13 protein-coding genes are annotated in these 14,826 nt (G+C 66.2%); 2 read left to right on the plus strand and 11 right to left on the minus strand.

Annotated elements, in window-relative coordinates; genetic code table 11:
* Positions 1–5: 5 nt before the first annotated feature.
* The gene (locus ACIRA7_RS00835; protein WP_396218890.1) at positions 6–2,585 is read right to left on the minus strand and encodes a S9 family peptidase; all 2,580 of its coding nucleotides are present in this window, start codon (positions 2,583–2,585) and stop codon (positions 6–8) included.
* 99 nt (positions 2,586–2,684) lie between these two features.
* Here ACIRA7_RS00835 and ACIRA7_RS00840 point away from each other — a divergent pair, with 99 nt between their 5' ends.
* Positions 2,685–3,539, plus strand: a complete 855-nt coding sequence (locus tag ACIRA7_RS00840; protein ID WP_396218891.1) for a sugar phosphate isomerase/epimerase family protein — start codon at positions 2,685–2,687, stop codon at positions 3,537–3,539.
* A gap of 187 nt (positions 3,540–3,726) precedes the next feature.
* Here the strand turns inward: ACIRA7_RS00840 and ACIRA7_RS00845 are convergent, their stop codons facing one another.
* From ACIRA7_RS00845 to ACIRA7_RS00855, 3 genes are read right to left on the minus strand one after another with little or no spacing between them, the layout of a single operon-like run.
* Complete coding sequence (locus ACIRA7_RS00845) at positions 3,727–5,316, minus strand: SDR family NAD(P)-dependent oxidoreductase (RefSeq protein ID WP_396218892.1); 1,590 nt, start codon at positions 5,314–5,316, stop codon at positions 3,727–3,729.
* Positions 5,317–5,335: 19 nt separating this feature from the next.
* Positions 5,336–5,647, minus strand: a complete 312-nt coding sequence (locus ACIRA7_RS00850) for a hypothetical protein (RefSeq protein ID WP_396218893.1) — start codon at positions 5,645–5,647, stop codon at positions 5,336–5,338.
* An 18-nt stretch (positions 5,648–5,665) separates the two neighbouring features.
* Entirely contained in the window at positions 5,666–6,127 is a 462-nt protein-coding gene (locus ACIRA7_RS00855; RefSeq protein WP_396218894.1) for a hypothetical protein, read from the minus strand.
* 56 nt (positions 6,128–6,183) lie between these two features.
* On the opposite strand from ACIRA7_RS00855, the gene ACIRA7_RS00860 reads away from it, so the two are divergent.
* Complete coding sequence (locus tag ACIRA7_RS00860; RefSeq protein ID WP_396218895.1) at positions 6,184–7,044, plus strand: acyl-CoA thioesterase domain-containing protein; 861 nt, start codon at positions 6,184–6,186, stop codon at positions 7,042–7,044.
* A gap of 36 nt (positions 7,045–7,080) precedes the next feature.
* Here the strand turns inward: ACIRA7_RS00860 and ACIRA7_RS00865 are convergent, their stop codons facing one another.
* The 7 genes from ACIRA7_RS00865 to ACIRA7_RS00895 form a co-directional block, all read right to left on the minus strand.
* The gene (locus ACIRA7_RS00865) at positions 7,081–8,112 is read right to left on the minus strand and encodes an alpha/beta hydrolase (RefSeq protein ID WP_396218896.1); all 1,032 of its coding nucleotides are present in this window, start codon (positions 8,110–8,112) and stop codon (positions 7,081–7,083) included.
* Positions 8,109–9,473, minus strand: coding sequence for a TldD/PmbA family protein (locus ACIRA7_RS00870; RefSeq protein WP_396218897.1), 1,365 nt, complete (start codon positions 9,471–9,473; stop codon positions 8,109–8,111). Before ACIRA7_RS00870 ends, ACIRA7_RS00865 begins: the two co-directional genes overlap by 4 nt.
* A gap of 8 nt (positions 9,474–9,481) precedes the next feature.
* Positions 9,482–11,098, minus strand: coding sequence for a TldD/PmbA family protein (locus tag ACIRA7_RS00875; protein ID WP_396218898.1), 1,617 nt, complete (start codon positions 11,096–11,098; stop codon positions 9,482–9,484).
* A 70-nt stretch (positions 11,099–11,168) separates the two neighbouring features.
* Positions 11,169–12,029, minus strand: coding sequence for a dienelactone hydrolase family protein (locus tag ACIRA7_RS00880; RefSeq protein WP_396218899.1), 861 nt, complete (start codon positions 12,027–12,029; stop codon positions 11,169–11,171).
* Between the two features lie 301 nt (positions 12,030–12,330).
* Positions 12,331–13,422: a GNAT family N-acetyltransferase gene (locus ACIRA7_RS00885; protein ID WP_396218900.1), complete on the minus strand. Its 1,092-nt coding sequence runs from the start codon at positions 13,420–13,422 to the stop codon at positions 12,331–12,333.
* On the minus strand, positions 13,412–14,404 hold the full coding sequence (locus ACIRA7_RS00890) for a threonine/serine dehydratase (protein ID WP_396218901.1): 993 nt from the start codon (positions 14,402–14,404) through the stop codon (positions 13,412–13,414). Before ACIRA7_RS00890 ends, ACIRA7_RS00885 begins: the two co-directional genes overlap by 11 nt.
* A gap of 45 nt (positions 14,405–14,449) precedes the next feature.
* On the minus strand, positions 14,450–14,782 hold the full coding sequence (locus tag ACIRA7_RS00895) for a hypothetical protein (RefSeq protein ID WP_396218902.1): 333 nt from the start codon (positions 14,780–14,782) through the stop codon (positions 14,450–14,452).
* Positions 14,783–14,826: the final 44 nt, after the last annotated feature.

Here is a 14,826-nt window from a genome sequence, read left to right on the forward strand (position 1 = left end):
AAAACCTACGGAACGAGCGCCGCCTTGGGCTGCGCCGGCTTGGGGTTCTTTACGTACGTGTCCATCCACGCCACCCAGCGCGCCCAGAGATCGAGATCGCTGGCGTACGTGGCCACGCTGTGATCTTCGTACGGGTACATGTACAGCGCGGCCTGCTTGCCGAGTCCCTGCAGCGCCATGAACATGCGACGGGAGCTGATCGGATCGGTGCCCTGATTTTGATCTTCGATGGCGTGATACAGGAGCAGCGCGCCCGAGATCTTGTCGGCCCGCAGGAACGGCGACATGTCGAGGTAGGTGTCCTGCGCCTGGAAGAAATTGCGACGCTCGCTCTGGAAGCCGAACGGCGTGAGCGTGCGGTTGTACATGCCGTCGCCAGCGATGCCGGCCTTGAAGTTGGGCATGAGCGAGAGGGCGTTCACCGTGCTGAACGCGCCGTAGCTGTGACCGCCGAGGCCCATCTTGTCGCGATCCACGAAGCCGGCTTCCACCACGGCGTCGAGCACGGCATCGAGATTTTCCTTGAGGTCGCGCGTGTAGTTGTCGTTCATCTTGCCGGCATCGCCGAAGATCGGGATATCGGGTTCGATAAACGCGTAGCCCTGACTCACCCACAACTTGGTGGCGGTGGCCGGACGCGCCGACGGGACTTCGGGGAACTTGTTGATATTGGTGACATAGCGCGACCGCTCGTAGTCCTGTGCGCTGCTGAACTCGCGCGGATAGAACCAGATCACGCCCGGGAGCTTGGTGCCCGGCTTCCAGTCGCGGGGCAGGGTGACCTCCACCCAGAACTTGGTGCCGTCGCGCGGACGCGTGACTTCGAGGCGCTTGAACTGCGCACCGGTGACTTCCGGGGCGACGTCGAGATTGGCGGTGAGCTTCTTCGCGTCGGTGCTGCCGGCGGTGCGCAGCCAGGCATCGGTGATGGTGGTGTTCGACTCGCGCGTCACGATGAACTGCGAGACGTCATCATCGAGCGGCGCAACGAACTCTTCGTACATGGTGGCCGGACTGTCCATCACGCGCGTGCGGGTCTTCGATTCGATATCGAGTTTGTCCACCCACGGACGCGGTGCCTGCGTGGCCCACTTGGCGCCGTAGGCGCGCGTACCCGAGAGGGCGATCGACTTGCCGTCCTTGGCCAGCAGCACGTAGCGCCGTCCGCCGGCCGCGGTGCGCAGCAGCACCGTGCCCTGCGTGGAGTCCACGGCGCCACGACCCGCCCCACCGCCACCGCCGCCGAAGCCGGCGATCGCCGCCGGCAACGTGACCGTGCGACCGAGGTTGTAGCGCTTGGAGGTGTCCTTCACGCGCACGGCGATGGTGGCACCGCTGTCGGTCACGAACATCGTGCTGCTGTCGCTGCTGTACAGCACCGTGGATAGCTGCGCGCTGCCCCGATACAGCACCGTGGTGTCGTTGGCGCCGAACGGTGCGCGCCAGTGCACGACCTTGCCGGTCTGCACGTACAGCAGTCCGGTGCCGATGGGATTCCACTGGATGTTGCGCTTGGCGCTGTCGGCGCCGAGTCCGCGGCGGGCGGCACCGGGCGCGGCGGTGGGATCGCCATTGTCGGCCGGCGCGCCCTCACGCAGGGCCGTGGTAGCCAGCGTGGTGATCACCTTCCCGTTCGCGTCCCACAGCTCCTCGACCGAACCGAAGCTCGACACCGGCACGAGGTACGAGTATGGCTCCGTCATGCGCGTCACGCGCACGAACGCGCCGTCGGGCGCGGCATCGATGTCGCGAATGGTGGCGGGCGCACCGATCGCGCGCACGGCCTTGGATTTCACGTCAATGAGGGCGAGCTGCCCTTTCGTGTAGTACGTGAGCAGCGCCTTGTCGTGCGGGTCCTGCAGCAGGCTGAAATGCACCGGCTGCGGCACCGCGCGCGCGTCGGTGAGCCGCACCTGCGGACCGTCTTCGATACCGCCGGCGCCATGCTCAGGCTCCGCGCCGCGATTCTCCGGCACGAGCACCGCCGCGACATACCGGCCGTCGGCGGTGAACTCGATGGTGGTGACCAGCGTGGCCAGCAACGCGCGCCGCGACAGCTGCGTCGACGTGCCGCTTGCGACATCGGCCACGTATACGTACGAGCCGGTGGGGAAGTTGGCGATGTACGCCACCTGAGTCCCGCGCGGCGACCACACCGGCGACGAGATCGATGCACCGGCGGGCACGCTGATGGCGCGCGTGGTGCCCGTTTTCGGGTCGACGAGGGTGAGGCCACTGCGATTGCTGGTGGTCAGCGACCGTGCACGATTGGCCCGCGTATCGACCTGCACGCCACCGAGCCAGATGTGTGGCGCACCGTAGGCCTTGATGTCCCCACGGTCGCTGCCGGTCGCGCGCAGGAACCAGCGGCGATCGGGGCTCGCATTGGTGAACGAGATATCAACGCGGGGCGTCGTGATCATGCGCACGAGATTCTCGGGCGGCTTCACGAACGATTCGGTGCGCAGGATCTGCTGCGCATCCCAGCCGGCGTTGGCGTTCTGCGCCTGAACCAAGGCGGGGGTGGCGACCACAAGGGCCGCAGCCAGACAGGCCGCGGCCCGTCGGGGGGACATCACAAACATGCTCGACTCCGGAGGTGGGAAGGACTCTCGGAAAACTTACGCGCCCACACGGTCGCGCGTTCAGTGTTTCGCCGGTAACCTCAAGGCATGACGAACCCGATGCCCCGTCGCTCTTTCCTCGCCGCCCTCGGTACTGGCGCCGGCGCGCTCCTGACCGCCCGTGCAGCCGGGGCCAGCGATGCCCCATCCGCCGCCGGTCGTCTGGACCGCATCGGCCTCGAGCTGTACGCGGTGCGGAAGGCCATGAAGGAGAACCCGGAGAAGACGTTGGCGGCGATCCGCGCCATCGGCTACACCGACGTGGAGCTCCTCTGGAGCTTCAAGAATTTCGATCGCTCACCGCAACAGGTGAAGGCGACGCTCAAGGCCGAGGGACTGACGGCCACGTCGGCCCATATCGCGCCGGAAACGCTGCTCAGCGAGTGGTCGGAGAGCCTGCGCACGGCCAAGCTGCTGGGGCATCAGTATCTGGTGATGCCGAGCCTGCCCAGTGAAACGAAGCGGTCACTCGACGCGTGGAAGATCTGGGCCGACCGCTTCAACGCGGCCGGTGAAGAGGCGCGCCGCGCGGGCATCTGGCTCGCGTTGCACAACGAGCCGGATCATCAGCGGAAAGTGGAAGGCGAGTTTCCGCTCGACGTGTTCCTCAAGCGTACGGAGCCCAAGTTTGTGCGCTTCCAGCTCGACGTGGGGAACATGCTGATGGGCGGTGGCGATCCGATGGACTTTCTGAATCGCCACAAGGACCGCATCGGATCGTTCCACCTGAAGAACGTGGTGGCCGACCGGACCAAGGACACGGAGCTCGGCGCGGGCACGTTCGACCTGCGCGCCTTCCTGGCGGCTGTGCCGGAGCTGGCGAAGAAGCCGTGCTTCGTGGAACAGGAAGGGGCGGCCGATGAACTGGCGAGTGCGAAGACAAATCTTGAGTATCTGCGTGGGTTGAGCTGGTAACAGCAAAAGCAAACAGCAAGAAGCTCGTTCACGCGAAGACCGCGAAGAGCCGCGAAGGCACGCGAAGACAAACAAAAAAATGCTGTTCTTCGCGTTGCTTCGCGGCTCTTCGCGGTCTTCGCGGTCTTCGCGTGAACCTTTTGCTTGTGCTGTTTGCTTTTTGACCGTCTATGCGGCTCGAGCGAGGCTACCAGTCTGTAGGCGTGTAGTCCTTCAGGAACTTGCCCCACACATGCTCGCCGGTGTTGATGCCGTCGATGATGGGATCGACGATGCGCGCCGCGCCGTCCACGATGTCGAGCGGCGGATGGAAGCGATGTTCGGCCACCTTCTTTTCCGCAATGTGGACGGGATCTTCGTCGGTTACCCAGCCCGTATCCACCGCGTTCATGTGGATGCCGTCGGACTCGTAGTCGGCGGCCGACGTACGCGTCATCATGTTGAGCGCGGCCTTGGCCATGTTCGTGTGCGGGTGACGCGTCGTCTTGAACTTGCGGTAGAACTGGCCTTCCACCGCCGACACGTTCACGATGTGCTTGTCGCGATTCGGCGTGCGCAGCATGAGCGGCTTGAGGCGCGCATTCAGCAGGAACGGCGCGATCGCGTTCACCAGCTGCACCTCCAGCAGTTCCACGCTCGGCACTTCATGCATCAGCAGGCGCCATGAATTGCGGTCGCGCAGATCCACCTGCTGCATGTCCTGATCGAGCTTGCCTTCAGGGAAGAGGTGCCCGCGATCGGTGTGCTCTTCCGGCAACAGCGCCACCTGCGACAGCTCCGCGGCGTGCGTTATCCCCGCCACTTCGGCCAACGCGCGGGGCAGCGTTTTCGGGGTGAGCATCTCGCCATCTTCGGCGTCGGTGGAGCCCGGGAGCATGTGATAGCCCCGCACGCCTTCGTAGGCGCCCAAGAGCTTGCGCACCTGTTCCGGCATGCTGCTGAGGGCGGCCATCTCGCCGTCCATCATGTGCCTATAGAAATCGGGCGGGCGACGCACCGTCTGACAGGCGTTGTTCACGATGAAGTCGAGCCGATCGTGCGTTTCCATCAGGTGATGACAGAACGCTTCCACGCTCGGCGTGTGGCGCAGGTCGAGCCCGAAGATCTCGAGGCGATGCGCCCACTGCTCGAAGTCAGGCTCGGCGGCGTAGCGTGCGGCGGAGTCGCGCGGGAAGCGCGTGGTCACGATGAGGCGCGCACCCGACCGGAGCAGCTTGATGCCGGCCTGATAGCCGATCTTCACGCGGCCGCCGGTGAGCAGTGCGGTGCGTCCCGACAGGTCGGCCAACTCACCGCGCTTGCGATAGTTGAACTCGGCGCAGGTGGGGCAGAGCTGATCGTAGAAGTGGTGCAGCACGGTGAAGTCGCGCTTGCACACGTAGCAATGCTGCTCTTCCAGCGCCTCGCGGAAGTCCGGCTCAACCTCAACGGTGGTCTGCTCGTCGGTAGCGGGGGGCAGATAGTTGGGGGTGGTAAACACCGTCTGACGGCGCAGGCGGCGAATACCGGTTTCCTGCAGCTGCGACTCCGCCTCCTGCACGCGCATCGTTCGCTCAACGCGCTTCTTCCGCTTGGTCGCCTTCACCATCTGACGGCGCAGGATCGCGTCGGGACGCGACACCTCGCCGGCGGCCTTGAGCAGGCGATTGCGATCGTCGTCGGAGATGTGGAGCAGTTCGGCTCGGTTGACGGCGAACTGTTCGAGCAGCTCAGTCGCGGCGCGAACGCGCTCGGACAGGCTGACGCTGGCTTCCGGGGAGTCGGGACTTTGCGACATAGCCCTGAAAGCTAATCGGTCAGTCTGCGTGAAAGGCGGGTCCGGGGTGCGTCGGCAGCCGCCAGTAGTACCAGTGGGTGACCCGATCCCACCCTTCGGCCTCCTCGTTTTCCACCCCCCAGACGCACTCGCCCGAGGGGAAGGTGGCCGCCTTGAAGCGGGCGTCGAGGCTCGCCAACTGCTCCCGGGCGGAATGGGGGAGGGGGGCGTCGTCGAGGGCCCGCCGGACGTCGAGGTCGTTCAGGTAGTCCTCGTAGGTGAGCGCGTAACCGTGCTCCACGTCGTCTGCGGTTCGGGCCCACTGCTCCAGGAGCTGGTCGGCGCTGATCATCGGTGCCTTCGCCTTGGCTCAGGATCGGGGGGAGCGACGGGCCTGACGGCGGAAGTAGGCCTCCCCGTCGTTGGGCTTGAAGAACGTGCGGATCGTGCCGTCGGGGTCGGCGGCCAGGAAGGCACCGCTGCCGCGGTCGAAGCGGGAGATGATCCCGTCGGATTGGCGGACCACCTCCACGACGTCACCCCCTACCGGCGCGTCACGCAGCTGCTGGGCACGCTGCAGGTACTCGGCCTGCGAGATGGCCCCGAACTCCCGTCCGTGCTTCTCGTAGTGCTCGGCCAAGCGGGCGGTGGAGCGGAAGCCGACCGAGCTGGTGGACGACGCCGGGCCGGATGGTGTCGGTGTTGGAACGGCCGCCGGGGCGGCCGCCGGCGCAGGACGCGTCGGCGGCGACGCGCCCTTGGTGCGGGCCAGCGACCAGGCGGCGACAGCACAGACCAACGCCAACAGGAAGGAGCGAAGCGCACGATTCATGCGCCCATGCTACCGCCGCGTCGCGTCGGCCACAACTCGCGCGCATATTCCCCGTCATGAGCGTCGTCAAGGAATTGCTGTCGTTACTCGAGCTCGAGAAGCTCGAGGTCAACATCTATCGCGGGCAGAACCGCGATCTCGGCACCGGCCGCGTGTTCGGCGGGCAGGTGTTCGCCCAGGCGCTGGTGGCGGCGCGTCGCACGGTGGACGAGCCGCGCGAGGCGCACTCGGTGCATGGGTACTTCCTGCGCGCCGGCGATCTCAAGGCCCCGATCGTGTTCTTCGTGGACCGTCCGCGCGATGGTGGCAGCTTCACCAGCCGACGCGTGACGGCGATCCAGCATGGCGAGGCGATCTTCCATCTGTCGGCTTCGTTTCATGTACATATCGACGGCCTCGAGCATCAGAGCACGATGCCCGACGTGCCGCCGCCCGAAGACCTGATGCCGGAGCTCGACCAGATCCGCGAGCGGGCCGGTGTGCTGCCGCCGGAACTGCGTACGGTGCTCACGCAGGACCGTCCCATCGACTTCCGCTCGTTCACCTCACACGTTCCGGGCACCGATGAGTCGCGCGGATCGAAGCGGTTCGTGTGGTTCCGCGTGATCGAGGCACTCCCCGACGACGCCATCACGCATCAGGCGATCGTGGCGTACGCGTCGGACTATGGTTTCCTGCCCACCGCGCTGCTGCCGCATCAGGTGTCGTACCGCGATCCACGCCTGCAACTCGCGTCGCTCGACCACACCATCTGGATGCACCGGCCGTTCCGTGCCGACGAGTGGCTGCTGTACAGCATGGACAGCACGGCGGCGGCGGGTGCGCGTGGCTTCGTGCGCGGCGAGATCTTCCAGCAGGACGGCACGCTGGTCGCGTCGGTGGCGCAGGAAGGCTTGATCAGGCTCCGCGAGCCCTGACTCGCGTCATGTAGGCGAGTCAGGGCTTGGTGCCGACTACCTCCGCACGAACGCCACAATGCGATCGCGAAAGGTCGCGGTCTGACTCGGGGCCACGATACGACCGGCAATGACGTGGCCGTCTTCTCCATTGGCGGGGACGACCATCACGCGCACTGCTTTCACCGTGCCTTCTGCGTCGAGCCCATCGAGCCACGCGGTGGTGCGTTTCGCATCCACCACCTGATCGCCTTCGTTGTAAAAGGCCAGCGTCGGCACGTCGTAGTCATTCAACGAGGCCTCGCGCACGTGTTCGACCAGCGCCTGCATCGGGAAGAGTGCGGTGGACGGGTACCGCATGGTCCAGAAGCGCTTCTGCTCCTCATTCTTCGCGGTCCACTCACGCTGCGGAATGAAGCGCGGCAGTACGACCTCGGCCCATGGCAGCGTCAGCAGGCCGGCGGCGGGATCTTTCGGGCCGAAGTTGGGCGAGACCAGCACGAGCGCCCGCAGCCCTTCGCGCACGGGCTTGGGCAGCGTGGCCAGCCACACGCCTAGCGTGCCGCCGGTGCTGGTGCCGATCACGAGCACCGAATCGCCGAGCCGACGGGCCACGTCGAGCGAGAAGGCGGCATCGCTCATCCAGTCGCGTGCCTGTACGTGTCCCAGCGAATCGCCCGGCAGGCCGTGACCACGCAGCCGTGTTTCGTAGAGGTTGGCGCCGAGGGCACGCGCCACCTCCTCGCTAAGCGGTGACGTTTCCTGCCGAGTGGCGGAGAAGCCGTGGATGTACACCACGCTCCACGGTGTCTTCGCGGGATTCGAGGCGTCGGCAAAGACGACACGCTTCGCGACGTCGGGGTCGGTGACACCCGCCGCGCGCTCCTGCGTCGCGAACCACGCCGGAAATTCGGCAATGCTATCGGGTAGCGCCGTCGCGACCACGTGCATCGTGGCCGCGTACGGGCTTGTGTCGGTCCACTTCACGCTGGGACGTGGCCCGGCAAAGAAGACGACACCCAGCGCGAACACGCTCACGGCGGCGCGCGTCGCGAGTTGCATGCGGCGCGCCGCGCGTGGGTCGATCATACCGCGTCCGACGAACTGGAGAAGTTGAAATCGCGCACCTTGATGGGCGGCATCGCCACCCCGGGACCACCTTCACCGCCGGCCGTGCGCACGGCGGCGCCGACGCCTTCGAGGTTGTTCAACATGAACAGCGGCGAGTCGTTGAATCGGAAGTTCTTGATGGAGCGCGCAATCTTGCCGTTCTCGATCAGGAAGGTGCCGTCGCGCGTGAGGCCGGTGTACATGAGCGTGCGGGCGTCGAGCGGACGCAGGTACCACAAGCGCGTGACCAACACACCGCGCGTGGTGCTGGCGATCATCGACTCGATGGTGTCCTTGCCACTCGCCATGCGCAGCGACTGCGCGCCGCCGGTGGCCGTCTTGCCTTGCTTGTTGGCCCAGAAGCGGTTGTACGCGAGCTGATTCAGCACGCCGTTCTGCACCCACGTCTGCTTCCCCGTGGGCATGCCTTCGCCGTCAAACGGGGACCCGAGAATGAGCGGGTCAGCCGGGTCAGAAATCAGTGAGACACGTTCATCGAGAATCTTCTCACCGAGTCTTGTGCCCCCACCGGCCTTTGAGAACGCCGAGCGTCCTTCGTCGGCCGAGCGCGCCTGGAAGGCTCCACCCATGAGGCTCACGAGATTGGCCGTGGCTTCGGGCTCGAAGATCACGGTGTAGCGTCCGGGCTCGATGCCCACCGGGTTGCGCGAGCGACGTGCCTTATCGATGGCGCGGTTGGCCACCGACTGGAAGTCGATGGCGCTCCAGTCGTTGCTTTCGCTGCCCACCCAGCCGGAACCGGTGCCGTCGGTGGTACGCGCGGTGAGCGTATAGTTGGCACTCGTGCCGCGGTGATACGCAAACTGACCGGCGCTGTTACCGATGGCGCTGGCACTCGCGTTGCAAATGATGAAGCCGGCCACGGTGAGATCTTTCGCCGCGCGGGCCGGCGCGAGCGCCGTCATCGCGGCCGTGGCGCGATCTTCGGCCGAGAGATCGGCGGTGCGGTCGAACCACGCGTTCACTGGCGTGTACGTTTGCTGCGGAAGCTCGCCGAGATACTCGGGGTCTTCCGGTGCCAGTCGCGCGAGCGCCTCCGACTGCTCGACGGCGCGACGCAATCCCTCGTCGCTGCGATCGTTGGTGACCACGCTGGCCTTGCGTTTGCCGAACACGCTTTGAATACGGATCGTGCTGTTGGTGGTCACGCCCGACGTGGACATCTGATTGTCGGCAAAGCGCAAATTCGTTTCGCGCGCGCTGTTCACCGACACCCGCACAGCGTCGGCCTTGGACAGCTTCACCGCGCGCTCCACGATGGCCTGCGCCTGTTCCCGCGAGAGCACGCCGATGGCGGCCATGGCTTTCGTGTCGCTCATGGATTCGCTCATACCGTACGTCCCGTGTTGATGATGTTCGCGTTCTTGAAGCGCGTGGGTGGGCAACCGTGGCTCACGGCGTTGGCCTGGCCTGGCTGCCCCTTGCCGTCGTTGAAGGTGCCGCCAAACTCGTAGCTGCTTTTGCCGCCGAGCATGTCGAGGGTGTTCCAGAAGTCCGGCGTGCGCATTTGGTAGGCGGCGTCCTTTACCTGGCCCACGATCTTCCCCTTGCGCACTTCGTAGCAAAGCTGCGCACCGAACTGCGCATTGTAGCGCTGCTGATCAATGGAATACGAGGCGCGGCCGATCATGGCGATGCCTTTGTCGGTGGCGGCGATGAGATCATCCCAGCTCAAGTCTTTCGCGCCGGGCTGTAGCGACACATTGGGCATGCGCTGGAACTGCACATCGGCCCAGCTCTGTGCGTACGAGCAGCCGTGCGAGCGCACCGGCTTACCATTTTTCGCGTACCACGACGACAGCCACGGCGCCTGTTCGCGCGTGGTCTGGTAGTCGTTGAGGATGCCGTCTTTCACGATGTGGAAGGTGTCGGGCTGCACGCCGTCGTCGTCGTAGCCAATGGTGGCGAGCGCGCCGACTTCGTCGCGGTTGCCCACAAGGTTCATCATGGGCGGTCCCAGCTTGAGCGAACCGAGCACCTTCTCCGGCGGCGCCATAAAGCTGGTGCCGGCGTAGTTGGCCTCGTAGCCCATGGCGCGATCGAGCTCGGTGGGGTGCGCGAGCGATTCGTGAATGGTGAGGAAGAGCTGCGACGGATGCAGAATGAGGTCGTAGCGCCCCGGCTCCACCGGCTTGGCGGTAAGCTTTTCGGCGGCTTCCTCACCCCACTTGGTGGCGTTCTTCACGATGTCAGCTTCGAGCACGTACTCCCAGCCGCGACCGGCGGGCTGCACCACTTCGGGGCCGCGCACCGCGGTGCCGGAGCGATCGGGGGCCACGGCGGTGCAGCTCATGGTGACCCAGCTGCGCACGTAGTCCTGCGTGATCACGGAGCCGTCGGTGTTCGCGTAGTTGCGCTCTTCCTTCACGAACGAGAGACCGGAGTTCACGAAGCGCACGTTGGGCACTTTCAGTGCTTCGGCGTTGGCGCGCAACAACAGATCGGCCTTGGTTTCCACCGGCACGGTGAACGGGTCGATCTGATAGGCGCTCCGCCACGTGGCGTTCGGATGCGCGGGCGACGGTGCGAGTTCGACGCGTCGGTCGCGCGCAATGCGATTGGCCTTGGCGATGGCGACCGCTTCCTGCGCGGCAGTGCCGACGCCTTCCTTGGTCAGCTCCTGCGTGGCGCAGAAGCCCCAGCAGCCGTCCACCAGCACGCGAACACCGCAGCCCATGGTGTCGGTGTCGACGACGTCGGTGACTTGTCGCTCGCGGGTCTGAATGCTGTTGTTGCGATTGCGCGAGATGCGCACGTCGGCCCATGAGGCGCCGTAGCGCTTGGCGGCGTCGAGCGCCTCCATCATGAGTTCGCGGGTGGCCGCGTCGGTGTACAGCGCGGGGAGCGGCTTAAGGCCGGGCAGGGCCCTTAGCGCGCTCGGGCCGATCGCCAGCGCGCCGAGGGCGGCGCCGCCGGTAACGAGAAAATCGCGACGAGTAGTCATGTCCCGAATCTATCGCCACCGACGGACGAGGTCACGCGTGTGGGGCGGCGTGACCTCGATTAAGGGCCGGCTACTTCAGGTTCGCCTTGAAGAACGCCACGGTCTTGGCAAAGGCGTCTTCGGCGGCTGTCTTGTCGTAGGCCTGCCCGGTGGGGTTGGCGAAGGCGTGGTTGGCATTCGCGTACACGTTGATGGTGACGGTGCGGCCCCCCTTCTTCATGGCCGTTTCCATGGCGCGCACGCTGTCGAGGGGGATGCCCGTGTCCTTGCCGCCGAAGAGGCCTAAGACCGGCGCCTTGAGTCGCGCGAGCTGTGCCGGATCGGTGATCGGCGCCCCGTAGTACATCACCACGGCGCTGAGGTTGGCGCCGCCCACGAGGCCGGTGCGCAGCGACCAGTGGCCGCCGTAGCAGTAGCCTACGGAGCCGATCGACGTGGCGCCGGCCTTCTTGAGGTACGTGATGGCCTCGCCGAGGTTCTTCTCACCACCGGCGATGTCGGCCATGCCCGCTTGATAGAGCTTCATGGCGGCGTCGGGCGTCGTGGCCACGGAACCGAACAGATCGACGGCCAGCACGGTATAGCCTTCGCCCGCATATCGCTTGGCCATGGCCTGGATGCCGTCGTTCAGCCCCCACCATTCGTGCACCATGATGATCGCCTTGCCCGTCTTGGCGCCGGCGGCCGGCTTGGCGAGGAAACCCTTGATGGCTTTGCCGTTGATCGTGGCGTAGGTCACGGTCTCACCCACGACATCGGTACGCGGTGCGATGCGGGCGCCGGCCGAGGCCGTGGGCGTCTCGTTCATGTGCTCGCGGTGCATGGCTGCGGCGTAGTCGGGCTGGGTAGCCTGGGCGCCGGCGGTGGTGGCGGCGGCGAACAGCAGGGCCGTGCCGGCGGCAAAGCGGGCGGCGTGGGCGGAAACGTTCATGGGTTGCTTCGGGTATCGGATGTGAACGGACTCGTTGAGCGGGCAATGCCTGCGTAATGAAACACCAGTTCGGGCTTTTTGGCTTCGGGCTTGGTCCCTGTGCTCATCCTCGGGCGCGTGGTGGTCCCGAAAGCTTCGGAACAGCCGGAACACGGATGGCACCGAATACACTGAAAAAACACGGATAAGCAAAAAGCGCTGTTCGCTTATCCGTGGCCGTTTCGGTGTGATCCGTGATCTCCGTGTTCTGGCAGGGGTTTTTTGCTGTTGCTGTTGCTTTTGCCGTTGCCGTCGTCGAGCCCTACCCAATCGCCTTCGTCATCGGGATCAACGGCAGCGTGGTCCCGTCGGGCATGGCGTAGTCCACGCCGGCCTCCGGCACGAACCCCAGCGCCCGATACAACGGCTCGCCCGGGAGCGTCGACATCAGCGACAGCCTCGAGAAGCCCGCGCGTTCGGCGGCGGCGCTGCACACGCCCAGCAGTCGTTTTGCATAGCCGCGCCGCGCGTGATCGGGGTGCACGTAGAAGGCGCGGATGCGAGCCGGCGATGTGGCGGGATCGAGGCGTCCTTCGCCGCGATGCTGGAACTGATCGCCGCCGAACAACGTCTGGTGATCGCTCCAGCCGCCGGCGGCCACAAGCACGCCGCGCTGCTCGAGCACGTAGTAGCTGTGATCGTGAATGAGACTCGAGTCCACGCCGAACACGTAGTCCAGCGACGACGCGATCTGCGCCTCCGAGTAGTACTCCGCGGCCAGCCGACGCACCGAGGCATCAATCAACGCCGTCAGCGCCGGCACGTCAGCGTACCGCGCCACCCGGCAGTGCGGGGCCGCCGCCATCTCCTCCACCGCACGCCAGCCCTCGGGCCACGCGCCGTATCCGGCCTCCGCGTTGATGTGCCCGGCGTCGCCCAGATCCCACAGGCGGCTGCCCCATGCGGCGGCGTAGTGCTCCGCCTGCGCGAATGCCACGTATTCGTCGGTGTGGCTGGCGACCACGGTACTCGGGAAGGGCAGCGTGTGTAGCGGCACCGGCGCGAACCCCGTGGGGCCACTGGGATACACGGCCGCCAACGGATCGCTGGGCGCGACCAGCAGCGCGCCACGCACCCGCATCAGGAGCGCCTGCGGTGCCTCGCGTGCCCAGTGGGCGACCATGGCGCAGGCACTGCTGTGCGCGACCAGCACGACATCGTGGGTACTCTCGCTGAGCACGTGCGTGAGCCGCGCCACCCAGTCGGCGCAGCGCGGCGCTGCCCAGTCCTGCTGCACCACACGTTCAACGAGCAGCGTGGTGGCCTGCGCTTGCCACCGCGACTGCCAATGCGCCGGTCCGGAGTCGTACAGACCGGGCAGCACCAGCACGGTCGCTGCGGCGTCAGTGGACACCGATCGCCCGCGACAGCATCGCCGGATCGATATTGCCTCCCGTGACCACGACCAGCGTGGTGCGCCCGGCTGTCTCGATTTTGCCGGCCAGCAACGCGGCCAGCGCGGCCGCGCCACCCGGCTCTACCACCAGTTTGAGTTCGCGCACCGCGAACGCGATCGCCGCCAGTACCTCGTCATCGGTGACCGTAAGGCCGGCACCCACACGCGGCTGATTGATCGAAAAGGTGAACTCCCCGGGAATCTCGGTGACGATCGCATCGCAGATCGAGCGCTTGCCCGGTTCGTTCCCGACGCGATATCCCAGTCGCAATGAACGCGCCGTATCATCGAACTCGGCCGGCTCACACGGATGGACCACGGTTGACGGGGACACGCTCTCCGCCGCGATGGCGCAACCGGCGGTCAGCCCGCCACCACCGCAACAGACCAGGAGCGTATCGGGCGTGTAGCCCATCGCTGTCGCCTGGGTCAGTGCCTCGAGGCCCAGGGTGCCCTGTCCGGCCACAATGTGTGCGTCTTCAAAGGGCGGTACGATCGTGAGCCCGTGTTCCGCCGCAATCGCGCCGCCAATGGCTACGCGGTCTTCGGTGTAGCGGTCGTACAGCACCACCTCGCCGCCGAAGGCACGCGTGCGCTCGATCTTGAGCGCCGGCGCATCCTTCGGCATGATGATCACCGACCGCAGGCCAAGTAACGTGGCACTGTACGCCACCGCCTGTGCGTGATTGCCCGACGAGTACGCCACGACGCCGCGCGACCGTTCGTCGTCAGTCAGTTGCAGCAAGCGATTGAGTGCGCCGCGCAACTTGAACGAACCGGTGTGCTGCAGCACCTCGGCCTTGAGCACCACGCGGCCGCCGGCGCGCGCGTCGAGGGCCGGAGACGTGAGCAGGGGCGTGACCTGAGCGTGCGGCGCAATGCGCACGGCAGCGGCACGGATATCGTCGATCGTCGGGACAGCGGGGAGGGTGGTGGGCATGCCGAATAATCCACCCCTGCGCCCACCGACGAAAGACGCGCCCGATCAGCGCGGTGCCGCCGCGCGCCGCCGCCGCTCGCTCCCGCAGGTGATCGCCCGCTCGAAGCGCGTGCGCGGACGCAGCACGTAGCCATCCGCCAGCCCGGAATCGACGGCCGTGCGGGCGGCCTGGTACTGCGCCGGGCACGGCGCCCACATCGCGTCGTCCATGGCGGTCGCCACCGGCGAGGGAATGCCGGTGAACACCCAGAGCAGGGCGATGAAAATCACGGCCACCCCCAGGATGGCAACGAGACGTCCGATCCGCCGGATGCGACGCGGGGCGGGGTCGCCCGGGCGCGGCGTGAACTGCATAGGAAGGTCGAATCGCTCGGGCATGCTGCAATATGGCCGCGCGGACGGTAGCTTCGCTCGCGTCCCGT

The sequence above is a fragment of the Gemmatimonas sp. genome (assembly GCF_044376735.1).
In the GTDB taxonomy this organism is placed as follows: Bacteria; Gemmatimonadota; Gemmatimonadetes; order Gemmatimonadales; family Gemmatimonadaceae; genus Gemmatimonas.

Excerpts from the sequence above, each read along its gene's own strand:
- ACIRA7_RS00835 (WP_396218890.1), bottom strand. The coding sequence starts at position 2,585 with ATGTTTGTGATGTCCCCCCGACGGGCCGCGGCCTGTCTGGCTGCGGCC.
- ACIRA7_RS00840 (WP_396218891.1), top strand. The coding sequence starts at position 2,685 with ATGCCCCGTCGCTCTTTCCTCGCCGCCCTCGGTACTGGCGCCGGCGCG.
- ACIRA7_RS00845 (WP_396218892.1), bottom strand. The coding sequence starts at position 5,316 with ATGTCGCAAAGTCCCGACTCCCCGGAAGCCAGCGTCAGCCTGTCCGAG.
- ACIRA7_RS00850 (WP_396218893.1), bottom strand. The coding sequence starts at position 5,647 with ATGATCAGCGCCGACCAGCTCCTGGAGCAGTGGGCCCGAACCGCAGAC.
- ACIRA7_RS00855 (WP_396218894.1), bottom strand. The coding sequence starts at position 6,127 with ATGAATCGTGCGCTTCGCTCCTTCCTGTTGGCGTTGGTCTGTGCTGTC.
- ACIRA7_RS00860 (WP_396218895.1), top strand. The coding sequence starts at position 6,184 with ATGAGCGTCGTCAAGGAATTGCTGTCGTTACTCGAGCTCGAGAAGCTC.
- ACIRA7_RS00865 (WP_396218896.1), bottom strand. The coding sequence starts at position 8,112 with ATGATCGACCCACGCGCGGCGCGCCGCATGCAACTCGCGACGCGCGCC.
- ACIRA7_RS00870 (WP_396218897.1), bottom strand. The coding sequence starts at position 9,473 with ATGAGCGACACGAAAGCCATGGCCGCCATCGGCGTGCTCTCGCGGGAA.
- ACIRA7_RS00875 (WP_396218898.1), bottom strand. The coding sequence starts at position 11,098 with ATGACTACTCGTCGCGATTTTCTCGTTACCGGCGGCGCCGCCCTCGGC.
- ACIRA7_RS00880 (WP_396218899.1), bottom strand. The coding sequence starts at position 12,029 with ATGAACGTTTCCGCCCACGCCGCCCGCTTTGCCGCCGGCACGGCCCTG.
- ACIRA7_RS00890 (WP_396218901.1), bottom strand. The coding sequence starts at position 14,404 with ATGCCCACCACCCTCCCCGCTGTCCCGACGATCGACGATATCCGTGCC.
- ACIRA7_RS00895 (WP_396218902.1), bottom strand. The coding sequence starts at position 14,782 with ATGCCCGAGCGATTCGACCTTCCTATGCAGTTCACGCCGCGCCCGGGC.